This window comes from Bradyrhizobium sp. ISRA436 (assembly GCF_029910015.1).
Lineage (GTDB): Bacteria > Pseudomonadota > Alphaproteobacteria > Rhizobiales > Xanthobacteraceae > Bradyrhizobium.
Map to the genome: position 1 here is coordinate 574,371 of NZ_CP094519.1, position 24,792 is coordinate 599,162.

General features: G+C 62.7%; 22 protein-coding genes. 10 read left to right on the forward strand and 12 right to left on the reverse strand.

Annotation, left to right across the window (positions count from 1 at the left end):
• Nucleotides 1-429 precede the first annotated feature (429 nt).
• Nucleotides 430-642, reverse strand: a complete 213-nt coding sequence (locus MTX23_RS02700; RefSeq protein ID WP_280975105.1) for a hypothetical protein — start codon at nt 640-642, stop codon at nt 430-432.
• 300 nt (nt 643-942) lie between these two features.
• Here MTX23_RS02700 and MTX23_RS02705 point away from each other — a divergent pair, with 300 nt between their 5' ends.
• The gene (locus MTX23_RS02705; protein ID WP_348637542.1) at nt 943-1,281 is read left to right on the forward strand and encodes a hypothetical protein; all 339 of its coding nucleotides are present in this window, start codon (nt 943-945) and stop codon (nt 1,279-1,281) included.
• Nucleotides 1,282-1,311: 30 nt separating this feature from the next.
• Here MTX23_RS02705 and MTX23_RS02710 read toward each other — a convergent pair whose 3' ends face one another.
• A complete protein-coding gene (locus MTX23_RS02710; RefSeq protein ID WP_280975106.1) occupies nt 1,312-1,911 on the reverse strand; it encodes a cytochrome c family protein in 600 nt (199 codons plus the stop codon).
• Nucleotides 1,912-2,543: 632 nt separating this feature from the next.
• On the opposite strand from MTX23_RS02710, the gene MTX23_RS02715 reads away from it, so the two are divergent.
• Nucleotides 2,544-4,883, forward strand: coding sequence for an MMPL family transporter (locus MTX23_RS02715; protein WP_280978345.1), 2,340 nt, complete (start codon nt 2,544-2,546; stop codon nt 4,881-4,883).
• Nucleotides 4,884-5,348: 465 nt separating this feature from the next.
• Here MTX23_RS02715 and MTX23_RS02720 read toward each other — a convergent pair whose 3' ends face one another.
• From MTX23_RS02720 to MTX23_RS02730, 3 genes are all read right to left on the reverse strand, one after another.
• Complete coding sequence (locus MTX23_RS02720; RefSeq protein ID WP_280978346.1) at nt 5,349-6,515, reverse strand: ABC transporter substrate-binding protein; 1,167 nt, start codon at nt 6,513-6,515, stop codon at nt 5,349-5,351.
• Between the two features lie 456 nt (nt 6,516-6,971).
• Complete coding sequence (locus MTX23_RS02725) at nt 6,972-8,294, reverse strand: MFS transporter (RefSeq protein WP_280975107.1); 1,323 nt, start codon at nt 8,292-8,294, stop codon at nt 6,972-6,974.
• Nucleotides 8,295-9,034: 740 nt separating this feature from the next.
• Nucleotides 9,035-9,502, reverse strand: a complete 468-nt coding sequence (locus MTX23_RS02730) for a MarR family winged helix-turn-helix transcriptional regulator (protein ID WP_280975108.1) — start codon at nt 9,500-9,502, stop codon at nt 9,035-9,037.
• A 178-nt stretch (nt 9,503-9,680) separates the two neighbouring features.
• Between MTX23_RS02730 and MTX23_RS02735 the strand changes: the two genes are divergently transcribed.
• Nucleotides 9,681-10,583 (forward strand): SDR family NAD(P)-dependent oxidoreductase, encoded by a 903-nt coding sequence (locus tag MTX23_RS02735; protein ID WP_280975109.1) that lies wholly within the window; start codon nt 9,681-9,683, stop codon nt 10,581-10,583.
• 121 nt (nt 10,584-10,704) lie between these two features.
• On the opposite strand, the gene MTX23_RS02740 is transcribed toward MTX23_RS02735, so the two are convergent.
• Both MTX23_RS02740 and MTX23_RS02745 read right to left on the reverse strand, forming a co-directional pair.
• Nucleotides 10,705-11,178 carry a hypothetical protein gene (locus MTX23_RS02740; protein ID WP_280975110.1) on the reverse strand — a complete coding sequence of 158 codons (474 nt, stop codon included), beginning with the start codon at nt 11,176-11,178 and terminating at the stop codon, nt 10,705-10,707.
• 275 nt (nt 11,179-11,453) lie between these two features.
• Nucleotides 11,454-14,585: a multidrug efflux RND transporter permease subunit gene (locus MTX23_RS02745; protein WP_280975111.1), complete on the reverse strand. Its 3,132-nt coding sequence runs from the start codon at nt 14,583-14,585 to the stop codon at nt 11,454-11,456.
• Nucleotides 14,586-15,577: 992 nt separating this feature from the next.
• Between MTX23_RS02745 and minC the strand changes: the two genes are divergently transcribed.
• The 4 genes from minC to MTX23_RS02765 are packed head-to-tail and all read left to right on the forward strand — an operon-like array spanning nt 15,578 to nt 17,683.
• Entirely contained in the window at nt 15,578-16,270 is a 693-nt protein-coding gene (gene minC / locus MTX23_RS02750; RefSeq protein WP_280975112.1) for a septum site-determining protein MinC, read from the forward strand.
• Nucleotides 16,271-16,290: 20 nt separating this feature from the next.
• The gene (minD, locus tag MTX23_RS02755) at nt 16,291-17,106 is read left to right on the forward strand and encodes a septum site-determining protein MinD (RefSeq protein WP_280975113.1); all 816 of its coding nucleotides are present in this window, start codon (nt 16,291-16,293) and stop codon (nt 17,104-17,106) included.
• The gene (gene minE / locus MTX23_RS02760) at nt 17,106-17,384 is read left to right on the forward strand and encodes a cell division topological specificity factor MinE (RefSeq protein WP_280978347.1); all 279 of its coding nucleotides are present in this window, start codon (nt 17,106-17,108) and stop codon (nt 17,382-17,384) included. The genes minD and minE overlap by 1 nt, the downstream gene beginning before the upstream one ends.
• Complete coding sequence (locus tag MTX23_RS02765) at nt 17,381-17,683, forward strand: hypothetical protein (protein WP_280975114.1); 303 nt, start codon at nt 17,381-17,383, stop codon at nt 17,681-17,683. Before minE ends, MTX23_RS02765 begins: the two co-directional genes overlap by 4 nt.
• Nucleotides 17,684-17,808: 125 nt before the next feature.
• Here MTX23_RS02765 and MTX23_RS02770 read toward each other — a convergent pair whose 3' ends face one another.
• The 4 genes from MTX23_RS02770 to MTX23_RS02785 form a co-directional block, all read right to left on the reverse strand.
• On the reverse strand, nt 17,809-18,612 hold the full coding sequence (locus MTX23_RS02770; protein ID WP_280975115.1) for an NAD-dependent protein deacetylase: 804 nt from the start codon (nt 18,610-18,612) through the stop codon (nt 17,809-17,811).
• A gap of 107 nt (nt 18,613-18,719) precedes the next feature.
• Nucleotides 18,720-19,040 carry a hypothetical protein gene (locus MTX23_RS02775; protein ID WP_280975116.1) on the reverse strand — a complete coding sequence of 107 codons (321 nt, stop codon included), beginning with the start codon at nt 19,038-19,040 and terminating at the stop codon, nt 18,720-18,722.
• Between the two features lie 177 nt (nt 19,041-19,217).
• The gene (locus MTX23_RS02780; RefSeq protein WP_280990717.1) at nt 19,218-20,150 is read right to left on the reverse strand and encodes a LysM peptidoglycan-binding domain-containing protein; all 933 of its coding nucleotides are present in this window, start codon (nt 20,148-20,150) and stop codon (nt 19,218-19,220) included.
• A 166-nt stretch (nt 20,151-20,316) separates the two neighbouring features.
• Complete coding sequence (locus tag MTX23_RS02785; protein ID WP_280975117.1) at nt 20,317-20,781, reverse strand: Lrp/AsnC ligand binding domain-containing protein; 465 nt, start codon at nt 20,779-20,781, stop codon at nt 20,317-20,319.
• Between the two features lie 159 nt (nt 20,782-20,940).
• On the opposite strand from MTX23_RS02785, the gene MTX23_RS02790 reads away from it, so the two are divergent.
• From MTX23_RS02790 to MTX23_RS02800, 3 genes are all read left to right on the forward strand, one after another.
• Nucleotides 20,941-21,954 carry a 1-aminocyclopropane-1-carboxylate deaminase gene (locus MTX23_RS02790; protein WP_280975118.1) on the forward strand — a complete coding sequence of 338 codons (1,014 nt, stop codon included), beginning with the start codon at nt 20,941-20,943 and terminating at the stop codon, nt 21,952-21,954.
• A gap of 121 nt (nt 21,955-22,075) precedes the next feature.
• On the forward strand, nt 22,076-22,315 hold the full coding sequence (locus tag MTX23_RS02795; protein ID WP_280978349.1) for a hypothetical protein: 240 nt from the start codon (nt 22,076-22,078) through the stop codon (nt 22,313-22,315).
• A 194-nt stretch (nt 22,316-22,509) separates the two neighbouring features.
• Nucleotides 22,510-23,778, forward strand: coding sequence for a trypsin-like peptidase domain-containing protein (locus tag MTX23_RS02800; RefSeq protein WP_280975119.1), 1,269 nt, complete (start codon nt 22,510-22,512; stop codon nt 23,776-23,778).
• 60 nt (nt 23,779-23,838) lie between these two features.
• Here the strand turns inward: MTX23_RS02800 and MTX23_RS02805 are convergent, their stop codons facing one another.
• Complete coding sequence (locus tag MTX23_RS02805; protein WP_280975120.1) at nt 23,839-24,780, reverse strand: metallophosphoesterase; 942 nt, start codon at nt 24,778-24,780, stop codon at nt 23,839-23,841.
• Nucleotides 24,781-24,792 lie beyond the last annotated feature (12 nt).

The window sequence follows — 24,792 nt, forward strand, 5'->3', positions numbered from 1 at the left end:
GAGAGTTGGATCAGTCGGCGATCGCAACTCACGCTGGCCGGTTCGCTGAATGCAGGTCCGATCAGCTTGGTCTCGTGCTGAGCAACTAGAGCAACAGAAAAGTCGTTCGAAGGTTCCCGCTGGTAGTCACCGGCGGTCGCTCCCAGCGGTCAGCGCGAATGAACATTTCGTAACAAAGCGAAGCGGCGACCGTGCACTCGGATCCTCGACGGACCGTCGCAGGAACTTGCGCCGCTTGTCGTTCGCGACGTCTTCAAGATCATCCGCGGGGCTCGTGCGTCTGGAATTTCCGTGCTGCTGGTGGAGCAAAACGTCCGCGCCGCGTGGCGCTGCAGGCTGCATCAGCGATTGACCAGATCATCTGCCTTGTCTGATGCAGACTGCAACTTTACAGAAGTCCTCGCTCTGGAAGTGCATCGCCGACGGTGCTCATGAAAACATCGTCATGATGGATTGAAGATGATCAGTCGCCGCAGCCAGGAGCTCGTTGTAGCTGGTGTGGCCCTGCGCAGCAGCCTTGAGAATGCATTCTGCGAGAAAGGCTTTGGTTGCTGCGTTGGAGATCTTCGGAGGCACCTTCGACATCACATCCTCAAGCGCGCTCCGCATGAGCGCAACAAGCTCGCGATCGAATTGTGGCACGGTGCCCTCCGCTGTGTATTGCAATCTCTCTTAGTGCGGTTATCCGCTGGTCTTGACCTCTTGGCTATGTCGGCTTGTGCTTGCTGCCTCGCTGATTTGCGTCTGCCCTCGGCTCTGGCGCCCGGCGTCGTTGCTTGAATTGAACTCGACAACGCGCCTCCGCCCGGAGCGCGTACCGGGTGATGTCATTGTCTGCATGATCAATCTGGAAAGCTTCGATGCAGAGCCGAACAAAATCAACTTAATTCCGGGCGAAGCGATCATGAAATCGGAGAAAGGTTCGCGCTGTGCGGCGTACGGTTGGCCGATCCGAAATCGTCCGAACTACAACAGGCGCCTTACGTGGAGAATGGGCAACGCTCGACCAAACCAGAGTTCGGCGTCGTCGTCGGTATCTCTACTCACCTAGGATGCATCCCGCTCTATGAACCGCAGCCCAATCCGACGTCGCCGCCCGCCAACTGGCCCGGCGGTTACCATGGCTCGAAGTATGATCTGGCCGGGCGCGTGTTCAACGGCGTGCCCGCGCCCTACAACCTCCCAGTCCCGCCCTATCATTTTCTGAGCGATACCATGATCCGCATCGGCGAGAACCCGTCGGATTCCAATTTTGAATTCTCCTCGATCAAGCAGATCTGAATCTGTCTCGACTGCCGATCGGCCTCGATGCTAGCCTCCAGCCTTGCCCTTCTGTGATGGGCTTTGCGCGCTGCCCGACGAGGCTGGTGCAGCGGCCTGCGGCAGCGGCACGGGATTATCCGAGAGAGTGCGCAGATAGGCGATCAGGTTGGCCCGCTGGCCAGAGCTCTGGATTCCACTGAAAGTCATCTTGGTTCCGGGAATATAGCCTTGTGGGTGGGTCAGGAATTTGTCGATCTCGTCGAAGGTCCATTTGCCGCCTTTGGCCTTCATCGCAGCCGAGTAGTCGAACCCTGGATGGGATGCCCTCGGCCGATCGACCACGCCCCAGAGATTCGGGCCGACCTTGTTCGGGCCGCCCTTGTTCAGCGTATGACAGGTCATGCAGACCTTGGTCTCCGACTTGCCGCGGTTGACGTCCGCGCTGGCAAGGCGGGTCGCGATCGGTGCTGGCGCCTCTGTCTTCGCAGCCGGAGCGGATGAGGCCGGCTGCTGAGCCGCGATCTGGAAGCCTGGCTTGGCCGGCTGAACGGGGGCGAAGATTGAGTTTGCAAGAAGGTGGACACAGAGCACCACGATGCAGCCCGCCAAAATCGCTCCGAGGACCTTGTTCAGCTCAAAGGAATCCATGGCGGTCGATGCGCCGATTGAAGGTGGATTCGGTTGCCACCTTGGCCGGATGGCATATGTGGTGTCCGGCCCCCGCCACGATCAACTTCAAACGTTCGTCGATCCTCTTTGTTCCGAGCAGTCTGACAAGCGGCGCGCATGAGCGGCATCCGCAAAGGGCTAAAGCTACCAACGTGAATTTCCAACGTGAATTCATCTTAAGATTTGGTCGCGCAACGCGGCGGTTCACGCCGATTTGTGACACGCGGTTGCTGTTCAGGCAAAGGCTCAGGAACAAGCGGGCCTGTCGCCGGATTGGAATGTTGAGCACTGACTCTCGAACGATATCCTGGAAAATCGGCGGGGCGAACAAAGCAGGACAGAGCGCGAGGCCGCTGCGGTTCTGTCATGGGCGGCGCTGATCGCGGCGGCCCTAATCGCCTTCTGGGCCACGGGAGGAACTGAGTATCACCAACTGGCATCGGGGATACTGCTGTCATCGGTCACCTTGCTCATCCTGTTATCATTAGTCGCGCTGGTCTGGCGGGCGCTTGAGGCGATGTTTGATTCCGGGCAATCGGATGCGACCGATCGACCGGAGCGGCGCGGACCATGAGCGCTTCGAGGATTGCATGAACCGCAGGCTGCAGATCATGCGCGCACTGCGGCGAGGCCGGCGGATCTTGCACGATCGCCGAAGCGAGCTCGCGCTTGGTATCGAGCGTATTGGACTCTTATCCTTGAGATTCCCGGCGATCGTGGCCAGTGTTGCGGCGGTGCTGGTTGTTGCGGCCGGGTTCGGCATTCCACGGATCCGTATCGACGATTCGCTAAGCCAGCTCTTCAGGTCCGACACACCTTCGTTCAGGCAATATGAGCTGGAGTCGCGTCGCTTTCCCTCCAGCGAATTCGACGTCCTCGTCGTGGTCGAAGGAAAATCGCTGCTCGAGCGTACCTCACTTGGCCGTTTGCGCAACCTGGTCACCGACTTGCAGCTCATCGATGGGACGAGGGGCGTGATTTCGCTGTTCTCGGCCCGCGAGCCGCCGCAGGACGACCGGCCGGCTGCGCCGCTGATCCCCGGTCAGCTGCCGCATGACGGCGCCTATCAGGAGCTGGTCTCCCGCATCGCTTCGAACGAGATTATTCGCGGCAAACTGTTGTCGAAGGACGGCGATCTCACCCTGATCGTGCTGGCGCTCGATCCCCAGGCGGCACGGGGCGCCAAGCTCGCTGCGATCGTCCACGATATCCGCTCCACCGCCGCAGGCGACCTTGCCGGGACGGGGCTGAAGGCAAGCCTCACCGGCGTGCCGGTCATGCAGCTCGAAATCCGCCATGCGCTGGAGCGCGACCGGGTCATCTACAACGCCGCAGGCTTTGCCGCCGGCTGCCTGATCTCAATTCTGTTCTTCCGCCGGGTGTCGTTCATGGCCGTTGCGGCGGGGCCGCCGCTGATCGCGATCCTGCTTGGTCTCGGCACCCTGGGCTGGCTGGGATTCAAGCTCAACATCTTCCTGAATGTGATGACGCCGCTGATCATGGTGATCAGCTTCTCCGACAGCATGCAGCTCACCTTCTTTGCCCGCGATAGGATGATCGCCGGCAAGGATCGATTTGCAGCGTTCCGCGATGCCATCATCGTCGTGGGGCCGGCCTGCGTGCTGACCCACGGCACGGCGGCCCTATCGTTTATCGCGCTGCAGTTCACGCAGTCGGACCTGATCCGCGCCTTCGGCGAGGCCGGCCTGATTGCAACCGTCATTGCGCTGGTGACGGTGCTGCTGCTGGTGCCGCTGTTCGGAATCCTGCTGGTTCGCCACGAAGCCGGATTTGCAGAACGGGCCCGGCGTGCCGATCGGGCGGTGAATGCGCTGCGCCTTGCCTGCGGCTGGATCGCAGGCCGCATCGTTTCCCGCCCTGGGCTTTATACGATGATCGGGCTCCTCGCCGTGATCGGCTTCGGTTCGATCTACGAACATCTGCAACCGCGCTATCGCCTTGCCGACGAGGTGCCCGACCGCGGCCAGGCGGTCGCGGCGGCCGGTCGTCTTGATTCCGAGCTGACCGGATCCAATCCGATCAATGTCATGATCCAGTTCCCGAACGGCGCATCGCTCTATGCGCCGCAAACGCTTGACGTTATCGCCGAGGTCCACGGCATCATGGAGCATCAGCGCGGGATCAGTAATGTCTGGTCGCTCGAGACCCTGCGGCGCTGGCTGGCGCAGACCGGCAAGCCCGATACAGCGACGCTGAAGCGCTATGTCGACATTCTTCCCCGCTATCTGGTGCGGCGGTTCGTGTCCGCCAATCAGGATGCGGTGGTCGTCGCCGGGCGCGTCCCCGACATCGATGCCAGCCAGATCCGCCTAATCGTAGCCTCGCTGGACCGGGCGCTGGATGCGGTGCGGAAGCAATATCCGGGCTATGCAATTTCCGTTACGAGCTTGTCCGCGGTCGCGGCGCAAAACAGCGCAAGGATGATCGAAAAGCTCAGTCGGGGCCTGACAGTGGAGGCGGTGTTCGTCGCCGCCTTCATCGGCCTCGCTTTCCGGTCGATGCAGGCCATGCTTGCCAGCATCCTGCCTGCGGTGTTTCCGATTGTGGTCGCCGGAACGGTGCTGTGGGTGCTGGGCGACGGCCTGCAGTTTGCCAGCGTTGTAGCACTCACTGTCTCCTTTGGTTTGGGCTTGAGCGCGACCATCCACTTCCTCAATCGCCTGCGGCTCGAGGAACTCCTGGGTGACGGTTCGGCCGCCAGCGTCAGGCGGGCTACGATATTGGTTGGGCCGGCCCTGATTCTGACCTCGGTCGTGCTGTCATGCGGGCTGATCGTGACGGTGTTCTCCAATCTGCCGGCGCTGCGGATGTTCGGGTGGCTCAGCACCTTCGCAATGGTTCTGGCTCTGGTTGCCGACCTGACCATCCTACGGCCGACCGTCACCTTTCTACGGTCGACCTTCCGGAAGGCCGATCGTCGACGAGGATAGTATCGGCTCAGGCTGCATTGAGGCCGAGTCCGAGCTGCGCTCCAAGCAGCGGCAGCATGATGAACAGCCCGATTGGAATGACCATGCCGTATGGCTCGGTCTCGCGACCGGCGTTGCCGGCCCGCGGGGGAGTATACCAACCAGGATGTGTCCGCCATCCAGCGGCGGAGCGGAAACAAATTGAACATCGCCAGCACAACATTGATGACCAATGCATTCTTCGGGTCGCCCCGCATAGTCGTTGAGTGCTCTTGGAGGCAACCGGTTCCAGCCCGCAGATTGCCGGGGTCGTCGGAGCGCTATTCATGCGGATGCGTGGTTGCAGCTGAGGCAGATCCTGACGATTGTCATCGGGCGAGTGAAGGGCAATCGGCGGATGAGGGGAGCAGATCAGGTGCACGAATCCGTGGCCGCCGCAAACGAGTTGCGACGGCCGGTATCAATCGTCGAATCGAGACCGGACTGTCAGCTGCCGATCCTGCCGCTCAGCACCTTGCCGAACCGCTCCCAGGTCTGGCCCTTGAAACGCATCAATTGGAGCTGCTGGATTGGCGCAAACTCCATCGGGCTGGTGTTGATCTTGATTCCCGGCAGCAACATCCCGGGATCGTAATCCCTCAGGTTAGCCGCCTGCTTCATGACGTTCGCGCGGGTGAGATCGTTGCCGCATTGTTTCAGCACATGGACCATCGTGCGCGCAACCGCGTAGGCGTAGACGTTGCTGGCGTCGCTCTTGTCCGCGTTGGGCAGGTATTTGTCCATGAAGGCGAGCCAGGCTTTCATCTCGGCATCGTCCTTCCACTGCGGGTCGGTGGGATCCTTCAGATAGGCCGCCGAGATGATACCCTGGGCTTTTTTGAAGCCTACCGGCTTGATCACGCTGCCGACCGAGGCGCTGACGTTGTTGAGGATGAACAGCGGGTGCCAGCCGAGTTCGTCTGCCTTGGCGATCGATTGAGCTGAGAACTTCGGCGTCGTGATATCCACGAAGACGTTCGCGCCCGAAGCCTGCAGGTTGACCATCTCCGAGTCGATGGTCGGCTCGGAAACGTCATAGGCCTGCTTGGCGACGATCAGGTTGGCCCTGCTGCCAAGCCCATCCTCCAGACCCTTGAGATAATCCTTGCCATAATCATCGTTCTGGTAGAGGACTGCGATCTTCGCATCGGGCTTGTTCTCCAGAATGTATTTTGCGTAAATGTGCGCTTCAGTCTGGTAGCTTGGCTGCCAGCCCATGGTCGAGGGAAACTCCTTCGGATCGTTCCACTTGGTCGCCCCGGTCGCGACGAAGAGCTGAGGGACCTTCTCTCCGTTCAAGTATTTCTCGATCGCCGTATTTGTCGGCGTACCCAGCGAATTGAAGATCAGGAGCACTCCGTCGTCCTCGACAAGCTTCCGTGCCTGCTCCACGGTCTTGGGCGGACTGTACGAGTCATCATAGCTGATGAAGTCGATCTTGCGGCCGTTGATGCCGCCCTCGTCGTTGATCTTGCGGAAGTAGGCGGCTTCGGCGGTCCCGATCACGCCGTAGGCGGAAGCCGGGCCACTGTAGGGCATGATATTCCCGATCTTGATCGAGGTGTCGGTGACGCCGGGCTCGTGTTTGCTGGTCGTGTTCTGCGCGGCAGCCATGCCGGCAGCCGCAAGCAATCCGATCGCCGCCAGCGCAGCGACGGGGCGAAGCGCAATCATCTGTTTCCTCCGATAGAATGGCCTTCAAGGCGTGTCGTCCCTGAAGCGCCAACATCTGGCTTCCGAGCTGGTTCCCCGACTTTCACCCGTCGCGGAATTAAATTGCGGTAATCGCCCCGAGATAGCTGAAGCCACTACTCGGCGACGCGCGGCAGATGCGGGGGGCGCGTCACGGAACGGCTCGCGATTGTGTTCGCAAGCGATGAGCAGACAACCCGGCAGGTCGTCCTGCGGCACCTGGCTGTGTGTCCGCGCGAGAATTAAATTCTGGACAGAGTGGGACGACGTGGTTTGGGATTGCGTCGCACGCCGCGCGTGTGCTTCGCACTGCGCGTGTCTTGTGGCGAGGCAGGCGCCCGCCTCTTTCGCGATCGAGGGGATGGCCGACGCTCTCGCCTAGGTCTGTTGCATCATCCCTTCGAGATCGATCTTCTTGGTCTCCGGCGTCGCCAGAATTGCCAGGATCGCCAGCACGGCATACACCATGACGAGGAGCCCAATGTAGAGATAGGCGCGGTGAATACCGTAGGCGTTGAGGATCAGGCCCGCCAGGATCGGGATCAGGCCACCGCCGTAGACCTGCGAGATCTGGTACCCGGCGCTCGCGCCGGACGCGCGATAACGGGTCGGAAAATTCTCCGTGTAGAAGGCGGGGAGTGCGCCATAGCCAAATCCGAACACAAAGCCGAAGCCGATGATTTCACCAACGGTTGCGCGCAGGAAGCTGCCCGTATTGACCAGGTCGAAATAGGGTATGGCAAAGACCAGGAAAACGACCGCGGCGATCAACAGAATTGTGCGTCGATTGATCAGGTCTGCGAGCAGTGAGCCGATGATCATGAAGACCAGCATGAACGCCGCAGCAATCAGCCCGATCAGTTCCGGCGTCGTACCCTTGAATCCAACCGCTTTCATGTAGCTCGTGCCGAACACGAAATAGAGGAAGAACGCGCCGCCGAACATGGCGTTCACTAACGAGGTGCGCAGGATAGTGAGCGGCATGTCGCGCCAGACCTGCGTGGCAGGATAATCGAGAACCGCGCTTTGCGCCCTGTGCCGTTCGAACAGGAAGCTGTCCTCGGTACGTGTACGGATGACGATGCCAACGATCGCAACCAGGAAGCCGAACAGGAACAGGATACGCCAGCCCCAGCTCAGGAAGCCCTCAGGTGCGATCAGCAACTTCAGCACGATCACCGAGCCGAAGCCGAGCAGCAGTCCAATCGGGATGGCAAACCCGACCCAGGCGCTCCAGAACGCCCGGTGCCGCGAGCGCGCCGCCTGCTCGATGACCCAGGTCGAGGCGGTGCCGAACTCGGCACCGAAGCTGATGCCCTGCGCCAAACGAAACAGGATCAGGAGCGCAGGGGCAGCGATACCGATCATGTCGTAGCTCGGCGTGAGCCCGATGAGCAGCGTACTAACGCCCATCAATACCAGCGCATAGACCAGCGCATCCTTGCGTCCATAGCGATCGGCGAGGTGACCGAAGATGTAGGCGCCGATCGGGCGGATGAGGATGCCGATGCCATAGACGCCAATGGCAGCCGCAATCGCTGCAAGAGCCGGAAGCTTGAAATAGACGTCGCCCCATACGGTCGCCGCAATCACCCCGGTGACAAGAAAATCATATTGTTCGATGACCGAGCCGACAATGCTCGCGAGCGCGACCTTGTAAATTCGGCCTCCGTCATCAGGGCCAGCAACACCATCGCCCATGTAGTTTTCTCGTGTCCTGGAGCGCGCCCTTCCAACGGCTGGCTTAGCGCTTTGTTCCCTGAGACTTCCGTGCTCTGACGCACCCGGTCAGATCACAGCCAGCCGCTCCTGGTAGACAGGCGTGGGAGAGTGCTGGCATCCCGAGTCCGAATGGCTCCCCGAGGCCACGGCCTCCTTGCATCGCGGCCGCGCTAGAGACTTGGCGTCTTGTCCGAGACCTGCTGAACGACTTGCTCAAAACAGGGGCCTAGTCGGCTTTGACGAAGTGGTGAGGCAAGCGTTCTTGTACTCCAAGCGCGCTAGGCAGTGGCGAGCGATCGCCGGCGAGAGCTCGACAAATCCAAGCTTGTAAAATGATTGGACGCGCCAATCCCTACGCACCTACTCAACCTGCCGGCGGCTGGGTCGTGTCGCGCATGCGTCGATAATCACCCGGCATAAACATCGCAAACGCTTCCCTAACGCGCGCGGAGGGCATCATCGCGGCAGGCGATGCGTGGATCGCATTCGCGGTGAGGCGAAATTCGTCTATCGCCGGCCAGCGAAGCGCAACGACGCAGCTGCCGACGCAAAAGCAGACGTTTGCCACATCGCGATGTCGGCTTCAGTCAAGCCCTCGGGTAAGCATCAGCAGCTCTTCCTTCGGATGCCATGCGTGCAGTCGCGCTCTGGGTGATCAGACGCTTTGCGGCCGTCGCGGCGCGCGCTCGATTTTGGAGCGCCACACCGGATCATACAATTTACTCAGGACGGGGAAGGGGGATGTCAACGATCCGATTCATCAAATCGCGCAGAGCAGAGGCCTCGCGTTTCCCCAGAGCCTCTTCAAAGGCTGTCTGCGCGCGCCGCCATGCAGCCAGGGCTCGGGTATGCGCCCTATGCCCCTGCTTTGTGACGGTAACGATGCGCTCCCGCCGGTCATTCTTGCCGACTGAAATTTCAACGAAACCATCACGCAGGAGCGGCCTCAGGTTATGCCCCATGGTCGCGCGGTCCATGGACATCAGCTTGGCCAGTCGCGCCATGGCCATCGGTCCCGACGTTACAAGGTAACTCAACAGGCTATATTGCGTCGATTTGAGCCCGCTCGAGGCAAGGGCAAGGTCGTAGTACCGGGAGAGACGCCTGGCTGCACGTCGGACTTGGTTGCAGTTACAACGTGCAGGCTCATCGACCCAATCCGATGCTTTTAGTGCTGCTTTCGGCATTAATACCCTCTCAATGCCCAAGATATCACCGGCTCGTGTTTGCTGTCGATAGTTCCAGAACCGGTGCGAGCGAGAGAGCGTTGCGCGCTTTGGTTTCCTGCCATATATCCAAGAAAGTGTGATATGCCCCTATTGCGCGCCCAGACTCAGCTCGCAGGGCGCGCCCGAGGAGGAAGACATGGAATCTCCCATCTTGATCACTGGTGCCGCAGGAACCGTTGGTCATGCTGTATGCGAGCTGCTGATCCGACAGGGATCCAAGGTGAGGGCCCTCGTTCGTAACGAGGATGGTCGATCGGCCAAACTTGCCGAGCTCGGGGTCGAGGTCGTCGTCGGCGATCTTCTCGATCTTCACGCCATGCATCGTGCGATCGAAGGCTGCGAGCGGGTCTACTTCGGTATGACGGTTTCGGCTTCGTATCTCGAGGCAACGGTCAATGCCGCCGCCGTCGCGAAGCATCATAATGTGAGCGCATTCGTGAACATCTCGCAGATGACCGTATCGCAAATGAGCATCAATGCGACCACCGACAGCCCACAGCAGAAGCTGCACTGGCTCGCGGAGCAGGCGCTGAATTGGTTCGGAGTGCCTGTCGTGCATGTCCGCCCGACGTCATTCCTGGATACTTTCTTCCTCCTGCTGTCGGCGAATTCAATCCGCGAGCATCAGCAAATTCGACTGCCTTTCGGGAATGGAAAGACCTCGCCGATCGCGAGTGAAGATGTCGCGCGGGTGATTGCTGCGATCCTCGAAGACCCGGGCCGGCACCTCGGCAAGATCTACGAACTGACGGGACCGCGCTCCCAGGACATGAACGGCGTTGCTGAAGAGTTCTCCAAGGCTCTCGGACGTCCCATCACCTATGTGGACGTGCCTTGGGAACCTTGGCGCAAGCAGCTTGAGGATAGCGGGAGGTTGTCTCCGCATGTACTTGCCCATCTCGCGACAATGGCTCTTCTCAAACAGCAGAACCGGTACGACCGCTTGACGTCGGATGTGGAGAAGGTCACCGGCGTGCCGCCGCTCAGCGTTTACGACTTCGTCCTGCGACACGCCGATGTGTATACGGCAGGCGACTAGGAATACCCGACTTGCTCAAAGCGGGGACCTAATCGGCTTCGGCGGAGTGGTGAGGCAAGCGCTCTTGCGCTCCACGCAGCCAGGCTGCGTCGCGTGGTTGCCGGCGAGAGACCCGCTAAACTCAGGTTGTAGAATGATCGGGCGCTCTTATCCCCTGTCGCCCCACTGCGCCGGCCAGTGGCCGCGCCGTGTCGCGCATGCGCCGATGATCGCCCGGCAGAAACATCGCAAACGTTTCCCTAACGCGCGCGGCGGGCGTCATCGCGGCAGGCGATGCATGGGCCGGATTTTTGGTTAATCGAAACTCATCGATGTCCGGCCAGCGCAGCGCGACCACGCTGGCGGGAGATGTCACGTCGTTAGCGAAACCGAAGCAAGCATCGTAAACAAACAACGAAGCAAGGAACCCGGATACTGGAATAAGCGAATATCGAAAAACGGGCATAATGATTTGCGCCTTCCTGGCTGTCTCATTCGACACTGCCCAGGTGGCGCTGAATAGCGCGTTTAACGGCCGGATCGATCTCGCAACAGCGTTCGCGGCGGGTGAATTGGGTTCCGGCTTCTCGACGTGATCCGTAAACCTCTCGCTCACCAATGCCGTAAAGCTACTGACAACCAGCTTCTCTCACCTGATGGCAATGAGTCTCTGCGAGGGTGCGGCAAAGACGAGAACAAGAGGGAAGCGCATGTTCGTCGCTATCAGGATCGTGATGTTGATCGCCGTTGCCTATGCCGGCTCCGCCGTTGCCGGGATGCAGTTTGCGCCGCTGCCGGGTTCGGCGGTTTCGTCCCAGCCGTAAGATACACAAGCCTACGCGATAACACCGGCCGAGCCGGCGCTATCGTCAGCAGTCGAGTGTGATCCCGCTACTCGGCGGCATCCTTCATCCGATCGCCCGTCTCCTCGCGCGGCTTGCCCTGGATCCTGTCCGACAGGAAATTGGAGAGGCGGTCAAGATAGAGATAGACGACGGGCGTCGTGAACAGTGTCAGCGCCTGGCTCACCAGCAGGCCGCCGACCATCGCGTAACCCAGCGGCTGGTGGATCTCGGCGCCGGTCCCGGTGCCGAGCATCAGCGGCACGCCGCCGAGCAGTGCGGCCATCGTCGTCATCATGATCGGGCGGAAGCGCAGCAGCGCGGCTTCGCGGATCGATTGCCGCGGCGTCAGATGCCGCTCGCGCTCGGCGGCGATCGCAAAGTCCACCATCATGATGCCGTTCTTCTTGACGATGCCGATAAGGAGGATGATGCCGATCAGCGCGATCAGGCTGAAATCGAAGCCGAACGCCATCAGGATCGCGATCGCGCCGACGCCGGCGGACGGCAGCGTGGAGAGAATGGTCAGCGGATGGATGTAGCTTTCGTAGAGCACGCCGAGGATCAGATACACCACGATCAGCGCCGCCACGATCAGCATCGGCACCGTGCTCAGCGATTGCTGGAACGCCTGCGCGGTGCCCTGGAAGCTCGTCGCCAGCGTCCCGGGCACGCCCATCTCGGCCACGGCACTTTGCACCGCATTGGTGGCCTGTCCTAGCGCCACGTCCTGGGCGAGGTTGAAGCTGATCGTCACGGCCGGAAACTGTCCCTGATGGGCGATCGCGAGCGGCCGCACCGGGACGTCGGTCCATCTGCAGAACACGGATAGCGGCACCTGATCGCCCGTCAACGGAGACTTGATGTAGATCTTGTCGAGCGTGTCGATCTTGCCCTGCAGCTCGGGCGTGATCTCCAGGATCACGTGATAGCTGTTCACCTGCGTGAAATACTGCGCGACCTGACGCTGTCCGAACGCGTCATAGAGCGTATCGTCGATCAGTTGCGGCTGGATGCCGAAACGCGAGGCGATGTCGCGATTGATCGTGAGCTGGAGCGTTGTGCCTTCGGTCTGCTGGTCGGTGGCGACGTCGCGCAACTGCGGCAACGTTTTCATCTTCGCCAGGATCTTCGGCGCCCATTCGTTCAGCTCGTCGAGGTTGGCGTCCTGCAGGGTATATTCGAACTGCGTCCGCGTCGCGCGGCCGCCCAGCCGCACGTCCTGCGACGCCTGCATGAACAGTCGCGCGCCGATGACCTTGTCGAGCTTGGGGCGCAGCCGCGCGATGATCTGCTGCGCGTCGACATTGCGCTCCTCGCGCGGCTTCAGGGTGATGTACATGCGGCCCGAATTCAGCGCCGTGCCGCCGCCGCCGATGAACATCGCGATTGAGGAGACCGCGGGGTCGGCCTGCACGATCTGGCTGAGCTCCTCCTGCCGCCGCTTCATCTCGGCAAACGAGATATCCTGCGGCATCTCCGAAACCGCGGTCAGGAAGCCGTTGTCCTGCTGCGGAAAGAACCCCTTGGGAATGATGACGAAGAGGTAGACCGAGAGCGCGACGGTTGCAAAGAAGACGCAAAGCGTGATGAAGCTGTGCCGCAGCGCACGATCGAGGCCCCGCTCATAGGTGTGGAGCAGCTTGTTGAACATCCGCTCGCTCCACTGGTAGAAGCGGCCGTGCCTGACCTCGTGATCGGCGCGCAGGAAGCGCGAGGCCATCATCGGCGTCAATGACAGCGAGACCACGAGCGACACGAAGATCGCCATCGCCAGCGTGACCGCAAATTCACGGAATAATCGCCCGATGATGCCGCCCATCAGCAAAAGCGGAATCAGCACGGCGACCAGCGAGACGCTGATCGAGACGATGGTGAACCCGATCTCGCTGGCGCCCTTGTAGGCGGCGGCCATCGGCTGCTCGCCCTTCTCGACGTAGCGGGTGATGTTCTCGAGCATCACGATCGCGTCGTCCACCACGAAGCCGACCGCGATCGTCAGCGCCATCAGCGAAAGATTGTCCAGCGAATAGCCGAACACCCACATCAACGAGCAGGCGCCAAGCAGCGCCAGCGGCACCGTGATGCTCGGGATGATCGTCGCCCAGAAGCTGCGCAGGAACAGGAAGATCACCATCACGACCAGCGCAATGGTGATCAGAAGCGTGATCTGAACGTCCTCCACCGCGGCGCGGATCGTCAGGGTGCGGTCGCTGATGACCTTGATCTTGATGGTCGGCGGGATCGCCGCGACCAGCCGCGGCAACTGCGCCTTGATGCGGTCGACGGTGTCGATCACATTGGCGCCGGGCTGCTTGAAGATGACGAGGAACACGCCGCGCTGGCCGTTGGCCCAGGCCGCGGTCTTCACGTCCTCCGGGCCTGCCACCGCCTGGCCGATGTCGCGGACCCGCAACGGCGCACCGTTGCGATAGGCGATGATGACGTCGTTCCAGTCCTTCGCCTGCATCAGCTGGTCGTTGGCGTAGATCGTGAACGCATGCCGCTCGCCGTCGATATTGCCCTTCGGGCTGTCGGTCGTGGCGATCGCGATCTGGGCGCGCACGTCCTCCAGCGACAGGCCCTTGGCGACCAGCTTCGCCGGATCGACCTGGATGCGGATCGAAGGCTTTTGCTGGCCGCCGACAAAGACCTGGGCGACACCGGAGATCTGGCTGATCTGCTGCGCAAGCTGGGCGTCAGTGCGGTCGCTCACGGTGGTCAGCGGCAGCGTGTCCGAGGTCGCCGACAGGATCATGATGGGCGAATCCGCCGGGTTGACCTTGCGATAGGTCGGCGGCGACGGCAGGTTCTTCGGCAATTGTCCGCTGGCGGCGTTGATCGCAGCCTGAACGTCGCCGGCCGCCGCGTCGATCCTTCGGCCGAGGTCGAACTGGATCGTGACCGAGGTCGAGCCGAGCGAACTCGTCGACGTCATCTGCGCGATGCCGGGGATCTGTGCGAACTGGCGCTCGAGCGGCTGGGCGACGGAGGAAGCCATCGTCTCCGGGCTGGCGCCGGGCAGGCTGGCGGAAACCTGGATGGTCGGAAAATCGACCTGCGGCAGCGGCGCGACCGGCAACAGCGGATACGCGACCAGCCCCACGAACAGGATGCCCGCCATCAGCAGCGAGGTGCCGATCGGATAGCGAATGAATGGAGAAGAGATGCTGTTCTGCATTCCCTGAAACCATCGGCTGGCCAGCGCGTCTTCTCCGCCACACGATGGGAGCCGCGCTCTCGTGCCGAGCGCGAAATGTGCGTTTCCCTGAAGACCGTGACTGTGTTTTTGCGCCCCGGGACCATCGATGGTCCCTGAGGCCAGCATTGTTGTCCGCGAGCTTAGTCGGTTTGCGGTCGCATGCGAACGGAAAGCCTGTAGTGCGGATTAGACCTTTGTCCAACGCGCGTCTTCGCGGGCGCGAAATGATGAAATGATGCGGTGCCGCGGCAAACCACGCACGTGATCGGCCCCATCAGAGCGTCGCGCATCGCCACAGTCGATCGATCGCCGGCGTCAGCCATGACGATTTGGCTGGGCTGCCTGTTTGCTCGATTGAGTGTCCACGCAATCGCGCGGAGAAAAGAAATCCGAATCAGCGCGCCCCCAGCGCGGGCTTTCAGGCGCGCTCGGTCCTGACCGCGTTGCAACCATAGCAACGGAAGATGCGAATAGCCTCGTGCTTCGCCGTCCTCGGCAGGGCGGCCAGCAAGGTCATGTGATTTCCGCAGGCCTCGCACGAATACGTCACGGCCTCCGGAGACGGTTTGGCATCCGCCGGCATAACGCACTCCACCCTTAGCCCGACGCGGAGTGTGCGCGGCGCAATGGGGCGTAAGCATGATCGATGGTTCCGTAAGAGTACGGAGGCACGCGTGATTCGCAGTGTTTGTTGCGCCTGCGCAGTCGCGGCCGAGGCGCGGGGGCGCGCAATCGGCTGATTCGCAACGGTTCGGGACGGTTTTTCGCCCAAACCGCCCTTTGCAGCCCCGGTTTGGATCGCGCCGGCCTTCGCCCAGTCGGGGGCCGAACGACACCGTGCAGCGCCAGGCCTGCATGGCACGCCGCGGACACGCCCAACTCAAATCCGTGAAAACCCTGACGTTATTAACCTTTGGTTAACCATGCGTGCCGATTGTTAACCATTCGAAAAGACAACCGAGTCAGGGGCGATGGACGCTACTCAACAGCCAGCACGTCAGCAGGTTCGCATGCGCGGCCGTTCCTACGTCGCGTTCGTGTTCACGCCTGTCGTGCCGATCGTGTCCTGGCTCGAGGAGATCGACCAGACGCTGGCACGCTCGCCCGGCTTCTTCACCGGCAAGCCCGTGGTGCTCGATCTGGCGTCGGTGGACCTCAGCGCCGCCGCGATCGCCCATCTCGTCGGCAGTCTTGATCAACGCAACATCCGCGTGCTCGGCATCGAAGGCGTCGACGAGGCGAAGCTCGGCGCCAATCTGCCGCCGCTTCTGACCGGCGGCCGGGCCTGCGCCATCACTCATGTCGACCCGCCGCCGCAGGCGAAGACCAAGGCGAAGTCGCCGTCGCTGCTGCTCGAAAGCCCGGTCCGCTCCGGTCAATCGGTATTTGCCGAGGGTGACGTCACCGTGCTCGGCTCGGTCGGCTCCGGCGCCGAGATCGTCGCCGGCGGCTCGATCCATGTCTACGGCACGCTGCGCGGCCGCGCGATGGCCGGGATCAACGGCAACTCGTCGGCGCGGATCTTCTGCCAGAGGATCGAGGCCGAGTTGCTCGCCATCGACGGCTACTACCAGACCGCTGAACAGATCTCGGACAGCTTGCGCAACCGGCCCGCCCAGGCGTGGCTCGAGGGCGAAATGCTGCGAATCACAGCTTTGAACTGATCGACCAGAAGGAGAAGAGAATGGCCAAAGTCTTGGTCGTGACGTCCGGCAAAGGCGGGGTCGGAAAGACCACATCCACCGCCGCACTTGGTGCTGCGCTCGCGCAGATGGGACAGAACGTCGTGGTCATCGACTTCGACGTCGGCTTGCGCAACCTCGACCTGGTGATGGGCGCGGAGCGGCGCGTCGTATTCGATCTCATCAACGTCGTCCAGGGCGTTGCGAAGCTGCCGCAGGCGCTGATCCGCGACAAGCGGCTCGAGAATCTCTGGCTGTTGCCGGCGTCGCAGACCCGCGACAAGGACGCGCTGACGGAAGAGGGGGTCAAGCGGGTGATCGCCGACCTCAGAACCAAATTCGACTGGATCCTGTGCGACAGCCCGGCCGGCATCGAGCGCGGCGCGACGCTGGCGATGCGCTACGCCGACGAGGCCATCATCGTCACCAATCCGGAAGTTTCCTCGGTGCGCGACTCCGACCGCATCATCGGCATGCTGGATTCCAAGACGGTGCGCGCCGAGCGCGGCGAGCGGGTCGAGAAGCATCTTCTTGTCACCCGCTACGACGCCGCGCGCGCTGCACGCGGCGAGATGCTCTCGATCGACGACATTCTGGAGATCCTGGCCACGCCGCTGCTCGGCATCGTGCCGGAAAGCCAGGACGTGTTGAAGGCCTCCAATGTCGGAAGCCCGGTGACGTTGAACAACGCGAACAGCGCGCCGGCCCGGGCCTATATCGACGCCGTGCGCCGCCTGATGGGCGAGACGGTGACCATGACGGTGCCGGTCGAGCGCAAGGGGTTGATGGATCGGCTGCTGCGACGGAGGGCTGCATGATGAACCTGATGCGGCTCTTCGGCGGCCGCGCCGGCTCCGCGCCTGTGGCGCGGGAGCGGCTACAGATCCTGCTCGCGCATGAGCGCGGCCGGACCGGCGGTCCCGATCTTCTCGAAGTTCTTCGCGCCGAAATCCTCGGCGTGGTGTCCAAACATGTCGATCTCGACCCCGACAAAGTCGTGGTCAAGATGGACAGGGGCAAGTTCGTCTCGATGCTCGAGGTCGATATCGAGGTGCCCAATGGCGTGCAACGATCAATGATGGTGGCGGCCACATGACAGCAGACAGCAACAGTCACATTGCCTGGCAACGCGCGCAGCTCAGGAAGCATCGCGCGGCGCTGAAGGCGCTCGAAGTCGATCAGCTCAAGGATCCCACCTGCGGCACGAGCCGCCGGATGCAAAAGACGATCGCCGAGCTGGAGCGCAAGATCTGGGAGTCGGGCCGCTGCATCGCCGAATATGAGCGCCGGACCCGGCGTCCGCTGGCAACCGACCGCGGCAGCCTCGCCAGCGTGAGCTGGACGCACTGGAGCACCAGCCCGGTGAATGCCCGTCCGCATCGGCACCGGGCGTGAGGCTGCGGTGACCTCGGGGTTCCGTCTTGCGAGGAGCGATACCGACGAAGCAATCCATCCATCCGCGCATTCGCAGACAATGGATTGCGTCGCTTCGCTCGCTATGACGTGGAAAGGCCGGCGGCCTACAGCAGGAACGACAGCGCCGTCTCGCACTGGTCCTCGACCTTGAGCGCGAGCAGCTCGTCGGCGCGGGTGCGGCCGAGATTGACCGCGGCGATCGGCAGCCCGCGCTGCTTCGCCATCCGCACGAAGCGGAAGCCCGAATAGACCATCAGCGAGGAGCCGACGACCAGCATGGCGTCGGCCTGTTCGAGATAGGCTTGCGCTGATGCAACGACATCACGCGGCACGGTATCTCCGAAGAACACCACATCTGGCTTGAGCACGCCGCCGCAGGCCTCGCATGCCGGCACGGTGAAGGATGAAAAGTCGTGATCGAGATCGGCGTCGCCGTCGGGCGCGTCGGCGGCATCGAACTCCAGCCACGCCGAATTGAGCCGCGCCAACTCGCCCTGGAATAGCTCGCGCGGCATCGTCGCGGCGCAGCCGAGACAGCGGACCACGTCGAGGCGTCCGTGCAGGTCGATCACACGCTGGCTGCCGGCGGCCTGGTGCAGCCGGTCGACATTCTGCGTGAGCAGCAATTCGCACTTGCCTTGCTCTTCCAGCCTTGCCAGCGCGCGATGTGCGCCGTTCGGCGCGGCGCGACCGAAGCGCCGCCAGCCGACCATGCTGCGCGCCCAATAACGCTGCCGTGTGCCGGCCTCGCCCAGGAACGCCTGGATCGTGACCGGCCGCGTCCGCTTCCAGTTGCCGTTGCTGTCGCGATAGTCGGGAATACCGGAATTGGTGCTGCAGCCGGCCCCGGTCAGGACAAACAGGCGCTGGTGGCGCGCGACGAATTGTTCCAGGGCGTGCTGCGGCATGCGGGCACATCTAGTGGCTCGGGCAGCGCTGCGCCAGCCCGTCAAGGCGCAGTCAACCCGAACAGATCGGCCGCGCCGGGCATGCCGCGCGGTCGATCTATGAACGCTCAGAGCCTGAAGGCGAAGCCGGACAATCTCGCCGGATGCCTTACGATCGCATCGGCCAGCGCGTCATTGGTGTCGCACGCAAGCGCCACCGCCTCGGCGGTGTCCAGTTGCTCGAGACCCGGCGCGGTCAGCGAGACGACCTGCATGTCGATGCCGGCGGCGTCCATCTGCGCGATCCGGCCTTCGCCGAGGTCAAAGAGGTCGCGCATCAGTTGCTCGGCGCGGCTACCGACCTGGCGAGCCTGCTCCTTGAGATCGCGGCCCGGGCCATCGAGAAAGCCGGGCGTAGCGAAATGCTCTTCAAGCGTGATGGGGCGCATGGCCTTGCTGCTCCGCTGCCGGATGTCACCCCTGACCGGGGGGCGCCGGGGTGCTTCAATCCTTTAGGCGAATGTTGGCGGTTTTCCGGGCGCGCTCTTCACGACAGCTCGACGCTGCCCGCGCAACCCGTTGCAACGTCGCAAGCCTTGGCGAGGCGTGAGCCGATGGCGCCCGCCTCACCGCGTCGGCATCACAAACACCTGGCCGGGGTAGATCAAATTGGGATTGTGGATTTGCGCCTTGTTTGCGCGGTAGATGCCCACGTAGCGCGGTCCCGCGCCCAGGGCGCGCCGGCTGATGCGCCACAGGCTGTCGCCGCGCGAAACGGTGGTGGTCGTGATCTTCGGCGCGACCACGGATGACGGCGAGGGTTTGTCCCGGACCAGGGCCGCGTTGGCAGCCGCCAGTCGCGGCTGCGAGGCGACGGGCACTTCTGCCTGGCTCGATGCCGGGGACAGCGTCGGCAGCGCCCCGGTCGCCTCGACAACCGCATTGCCGGCCGCCGGCTCGGACGTTTGGGGCGTGGACGGTAATCGGGGCGGCTTATTGGGGCTCATCAGCGCAACGACCGGCCGCTCGCTTGGTGTGGGGTTGACTGCGACGGCCACGCTTTGCCGGGATACGACCTCCCGGCCGTCGTCCTGCCGCGCGCGCAAGGTCAGGTCGTAATTCCCAGGCGGAAGCGCGCGCGGGATCATGGCGAATTGGCCGGATTGATCGGCGACCACCCGATCGTGCGGCTCGCCGTTGCGCAACAATTCCACGGTGGCGCCCGGCGCCGCGCGGCCGGCGATCACGGCCTCGCCGTTCGGTTCGACGCGAACGACGTCGAACTCGGGTAACTGGTCACTGCCCGGTGTTGGAGGCGGCGGCGCAAGCGCGGCCGAAAGCTTGTCTGCCTCCGACTGCGCCACAACGGAGGCGGCTGCGCCGTGATCGCGCGCGCCTGCTGCCGGCGCTGCGGCCGCAGCGCCTTTTGCATCGAGAGCCGCCATATTGGCCGGCGGATCCTGCATGGAGCGAGGGACGGCAAACATCAATGCCACGCCACCGCCCGCAACGAGTGCGACAAACGGCACAACCATTCGGATGATCGATACGGCAGCCATGATTCACGTCCGTTGACCAACTCGCGCGGCTGTCGAAGAGCGCAGCGGTTCGACCTCCTGGCGAAGACTGCTCCGATTTGTTCAGTCCATCAAGCTCCCTGATTGGGTACGCCTTCGGTCAGCCCAATTGACGCAACGCGGCACAAGCGCTGCGTCCGGCCGTCGCTCAGAACTCCAGCACCGCGTTGTCCACCACCTCCTTCATCACGAAGAAGGTGCGGGTCTGTCGCACGCCGGGCAGCGCGATCAGTTGGTCGCCGTGGATGCGGTTGAAGTCTTCCATGTCGCCGACGCGGATCTTGAGGAAATAGTCGAAATCACCGGCGACGAGGTGGCAGTCGAGCACGCATTTCAGTTTCGCCACCGCCTGCTCGAAACTCGCAAAGCTCTCCGGCGTCGAGCGGTCGAGCACGACGCCGACCATCACCAGTGTGCCCTTGCCGACCTTGCGCGGCGTGACCATGGCGCGGACGCTGCTGACAAAGCCTTCGTCGAACAGCGCCTGGGTGCGGCGATGGCAGGTGGCGGGGCTGATGCCGACCTGATCGGCCAGCTCGGCATTGCTGAGCCGGCCGTTCTTCTGCAGCAATCTCAACATCTTGAGGTCGATGCGGTCGAGGCGTGCAGGCATGGAAGAATCTTTCAGATAGGGCCGATTTGGCGAGAGAAAGCATAATAGATGTCAATCCAGATGCAATATTTACGGAAAATCTAATCCGAGTTAGGGAGCACCTTTCGCATCCGGGGTGATAGGTGTGGCGCCGTTCCAAGACTCAACGGGGATGCCAGTATGCTGGAAAAATTCGCGCGCTACCCGCTCACCTTCGGGCCGACCCATATCGAGAAGCTCGATCGCCTCTCCAAGCATCTCGGCGGCAAGGTCGAGCTGTATGCAAAGCGCGAGGACTGCAACTCTGGCCTCGCCTTCGGCGGCAACAAGCTGCGCAAGCTCGAATACATCATTCCTGACGCGATCGCCTCCAACGCCGACACGCTGGTCTCGATCGGCGGCGTGCAGTCGAACCACACCCGCATGGTCGCGGCGGTCGCGGCCAAGATCGGCATGAAGTGCCGGCTGGTGCAGGAAAGCTGGGTGCCGCACGAGGATGCGGTCTATGACCGTGTCGGCAACATCCTGCTCTCGCGGGTGATGGGCGCCGATGTGCGCCTGGTCGACGAGGGTTTCGACATCGGCATCCGCAAGAGCTGGGAGCAGGCGATCGAGGAGGTAAAGGCCGCGGGCGGAAAGCCCTATGCAATTCCGGCCGGCGCGTCCGTGCACAAATTCGGCGGGCTTGGCTATGTCGGCTTTGCCGAAGAGGTGCGCGCGCAGGAGAGAGAGCTCGGCTTCAAGTTCGACTACATTATCGTCTGCACGGTGACCGGCTCGACCCATGCCGGCATGCTGGTCGGCTTTGCCGCGGACGGGCGTGCGCGCAACGTGATCGGCATCGATGGCTCGTTCACCCCTGACCAGACCAAGGCGCAGGTGCTGGCGATCGCGCGAAATACGGCGAAGCTGGTTGAGCTCGGCCGCGACATCGTCGAGGACGACGTCGTGCTGATCGAGGACTACGCCTATCCGGCCTATGGCGTGCCGTCAGAGGCGACGAAAGAGGCGATCCGTCTCAGCGCGCGGCTCGAAGGCATGATCACCGATCCCGTGTATGAGGGGAAATCGATGCAGGGCATGATCGATCTCGTGCAGAAAGGGTTCTTCCCGGCCGGATCGAAGGTGCTCTACGCCCATCTCGGCGGCGCGCCCGCGATCAACGGGTACGCCTACACCTTCCGCAACGGCTGAGCCGGCGGCGCATTGCTGCGTCCGATCCCCCGGGCGCGGACCGCAGCTGCCATGTAAGGCTCGTGTCAGGTTCGCCCGGTAGCCTGGTTCCGCCGGGCGAGTCGGGAGACATCACGTGTGGATGATGAATGCGTTCAGCCGGGCCATTGCTGCCTTGGGCGCCGGCATCATCGCCGTCGGGCACTGGTTCTGGTCGTGCGAGGACCATCCCTGCTTGCTGCATGGGCGGCTATGGGAGTTCGAGCTCTATGCCGGCATCTTCCTGATCGGAGTCGGCGTGCATGCGCTCGCCTCCTGGTGCTGGTTCGACCACCTCAGACAGCCAAATCAGGTTGCTTCATCGGTTCGGGAGCCGAGCTAGGGGTCGGCTATGACTATGTGTCTGGGTTGACATATATCGAACAAAATAGGAACATGTCGCTGTAACCAGAGGGTGTGGCGTTTGCCTCATCCGCGGCGGTGCGGCGCGGTCGCAGGACCAACAATAGCTTCCTCACCACCTGCGGGTGAATCTTCACGCTCCTTCTGTGATCGGTACTGGGCTGGGGGCGTATCATGGGAGTTGCGATCCGGACGGTCGTCGCGGCCGCGTGGCTGATTGCATCAGCGACATCGTCGCAGGCGCGCGGCCCGTACGGATCGATCAGCGTCGGCAACTGGAAGGGCGGCGCCTACACCAACGACCAGAACGGCGCGTTCACGCATTGCGCTGCGGGCAGCTCTTATCAGAGCGGTATCTATTTCATGGTCTCGATCGGCGCGAACGGCAGCTGGCGATTGGGCTTTTCCCATGAAAGCTGGCGATTGACGCCGGGTGAAGCCTTCCCGCTCGCCCTGACCTTCGACGGCCAACCGGCGTTCAACGTCTATGGCATGCCGATCGGAGCGCAGCTCGTGAGCGTCGAATTGCCAGTGAACTCGGCGCTGGTCAACCAGTTCCGCAAGGCGCGGCAGATGACGGCCTTCGCGCAGGGACAATTGTTTCAGTTCAACCTGAATCAAACCGCGCAGTTGCTGCCCGCGCTGCTCAATTGCGTGATGTCGGTCAAGAAGAACGGCGTCGCCAACGCCGGCGAGTTCGCGGTCGCCGTGAAGCCCGCGGCTGCGCCGCCACCGCAGGCTGCACCGAGCTCGCCGCCGAAGCAGGGCAAGTCCGGGACGCAGACCGGCACTGGTTTTGTGGTCAGCAGCAATGGTCATGTCGTGACCAACCATCACGTCATCGACGGCTGCGGCGAGATCACGGGCAATCTGAGCGGCGAGGCACCGGTCAAGCTGCGGCTGGTGTCCGGCGACGAGACCAACGACCTGGCGCTGCTGCAGGCGCCGACCCCGTTCAAGGACGTCGCCAGTATCCGGCAAAACGCCGTCCAGGTCGGCAACGGCGTGGTGGCGATCGGCTTCCCCTATCATGGATTGCTGACGTCGGATTTCACCGTGACCGCCGGAATTGTCAGTTCGCTGAGCGGCATCATCAACGACACCCGCTTCCTGCAGATAAGCGCCGCGGTGCAGCCGGGCAACAGCGGCGGGCCGCTGTTCGATCTGACCGGTGCCGTGGTCGGCGTGGTCGCCGCCAAGCTCGACGCGGTCAGGGTCGCGCGAGCAACGGGCACCATCCCGGAGAACATCAATTTCGCCATCAAGACCGGCGCACTGCGGGATTTCCTCGATAACAGCGCGGTGGCGTACCGGACCGCCGAGTGGCGCGAGGAGATGAAGAAGGAGACGGCCGAGATCGCCAAGAACGCGCGCGGCTACACGCTGTTGATCACCTGCACGGTGAACGAACAAAGCGCGAGCGCGAAGCGGCCGGGCAATTGAAGCCCTGTCTCCTCTCCTCGCCCGCAAGCGGGACGAGGCGAGTGTCGGGGCACGCACGGATCAGCCTGGGCGCCTCAGCGTGTGCACCGTGATCTCGGCCGGACAGTTGAGCCGCACCGGCGCGAGGCTGGTGCCGACGCCCACCGATGTGTATCCGGCGAGCTTGTCGAAGCGCCAAGCACCGGCGCCCATCCGGCGCGGCAGCCGCGCTTCCAGCTTGATCGCAATGCCGCCGGGCAGGCAGAGCTGGCCGCCATGGGTGTGGCCGCTCAGCATGAGATCGAAGCCGGCCTTTGCCGCTTCGCGATATGATTCCGGCGTATGCGCGAGCAGGAGCGAGAACGCTTGGCGCGGGATCGCCGCCGCGGCCTTTGCAATGTCGTCGGTGCGATAGAAGTGGGCGTCGTCGATCCCGGCGAGATGGATCGTTTCGCCGCCGCGCTCGATCGCCTCGGATTCGTTGAACAGCATCCGGATGCCCATCGCTTCCAGCGCCGGCGTCATCCGGATGCTGTCGTGATTGCCGAGGATGCCATAGAGCGGCTGCTCGATCCGCGCACAGAGATCCCTCATCGCGGCGAGGCTGGCGTCGAATGGGCCGAAGGTCCTGCCGCGATAGTCGCCAGTCAGCACGCAGATGTCGCAGGCGATGTGGCGCACGATGTCCATGAGGTGCCGCATCGCTCCGAGGCTGATGTCGGCGTGGAGATCGCTGAGCTGAAGGATGGTGAAGCCGTCGAAGGCCGCCGGCAGGCGCGCCGAGATCACCAGGTTGCGCCGCACTTCCACCCGGTCGGCGTTGCGTCGGGCGCGGCCATAGAGGCCGGTGGCCTTGAGCGCGGCCTCGACGAGCCTGGGCGCGCGCTTCCAGTTCTCGACATTGAACAGCAGCGTGCCCTGTCCAAACAGTTGTGCCTCATGCCTGGTCTCGACCGCCAGCCGGCGCGCGACATGGTCGGCGCCGATCCGCTCGATCAGTCCTTGCAAGTCGGTGTCGATCATTGCCCTCGGTCT

Coding starts and splice junctions, on each gene's coding strand:
- MTX23_RS02790 (WP_280975118.1), top strand. CDS start 20,941: ATGCTGGAAAAATTCGCGCGCTACCCGCTCACCTTCGGGCCGACCCAT.
- MTX23_RS02745 (WP_280975111.1), bottom strand. CDS start 14,585: ATGCAGAACAGCATCTCTTCTCCATTCATTCGCTATCCGATCGGCACC.
- MTX23_RS02720 (WP_280978346.1), bottom strand. CDS start 6,515: ATGGCTGCCGCGCAGAACACGACCAGCAAACACGAGCCCGGCGTCACC.
- MTX23_RS02780 (WP_280990717.1), bottom strand. CDS start 20,150: ATGGCTGCCGTATCGATCATCCGAATGGTTGTGCCGTTTGTCGCACTC.
- minC (WP_280975112.1), top strand. CDS start 15,578: ATGGACGCTACTCAACAGCCAGCACGTCAGCAGGTTCGCATGCGCGGC.
- minD (WP_280975113.1), top strand. CDS start 16,291: ATGGCCAAAGTCTTGGTCGTGACGTCCGGCAAAGGCGGGGTCGGAAAG.
- MTX23_RS02715 (WP_280978345.1), top strand. CDS start 2,544: ATGCGCGCACTGCGGCGAGGCCGGCGGATCTTGCACGATCGCCGAAGC.
- MTX23_RS02765 (WP_280975114.1), top strand. CDS start 17,381: ATGACAGCAGACAGCAACAGTCACATTGCCTGGCAACGCGCGCAGCTC.
- MTX23_RS02795 (WP_280978349.1), top strand. CDS start 22,076: ATGATGAATGCGTTCAGCCGGGCCATTGCTGCCTTGGGCGCCGGCATC.
- MTX23_RS02725 (WP_280975107.1), bottom strand. CDS start 8,294: ATGGGCGATGGTGTTGCTGGCCCTGATGACGGAGGCCGAATTTACAAG.
- MTX23_RS02710 (WP_280975106.1), bottom strand. CDS start 1,911: ATGGATTCCTTTGAGCTGAACAAGGTCCTCGGAGCGATTTTGGCGGGC.
- MTX23_RS02800 (WP_280975119.1), top strand. CDS start 22,510: ATGGGAGTTGCGATCCGGACGGTCGTCGCGGCCGCGTGGCTGATTGCA.
- MTX23_RS02785 (WP_280975117.1), bottom strand. CDS start 20,781: ATGCCTGCACGCCTCGACCGCATCGACCTCAAGATGTTGAGATTGCTG.
- MTX23_RS02775 (WP_280975116.1), bottom strand. CDS start 19,040: ATGCGCCCCATCACGCTTGAAGAGCATTTCGCTACGCCCGGCTTTCTC.
- minE (WP_280978347.1), top strand. CDS start 17,106: ATGAACCTGATGCGGCTCTTCGGCGGCCGCGCCGGCTCCGCGCCTGTG.
- MTX23_RS02770 (WP_280975115.1), bottom strand. CDS start 18,612: ATGCCGCAGCACGCCCTGGAACAATTCGTCGCGCGCCACCAGCGCCTG.
- MTX23_RS02730 (WP_280975108.1), bottom strand. CDS start 9,502: ATGCCGAAAGCAGCACTAAAAGCATCGGATTGGGTCGATGAGCCTGCA.
- MTX23_RS02805 (WP_280975120.1), bottom strand. CDS start 24,780: ATGATCGACACCGACTTGCAAGGACTGATCGAGCGGATCGGCGCCGAC.
- MTX23_RS02735 (WP_280975109.1), top strand. CDS start 9,681: ATGGAATCTCCCATCTTGATCACTGGTGCCGCAGGAACCGTTGGTCAT.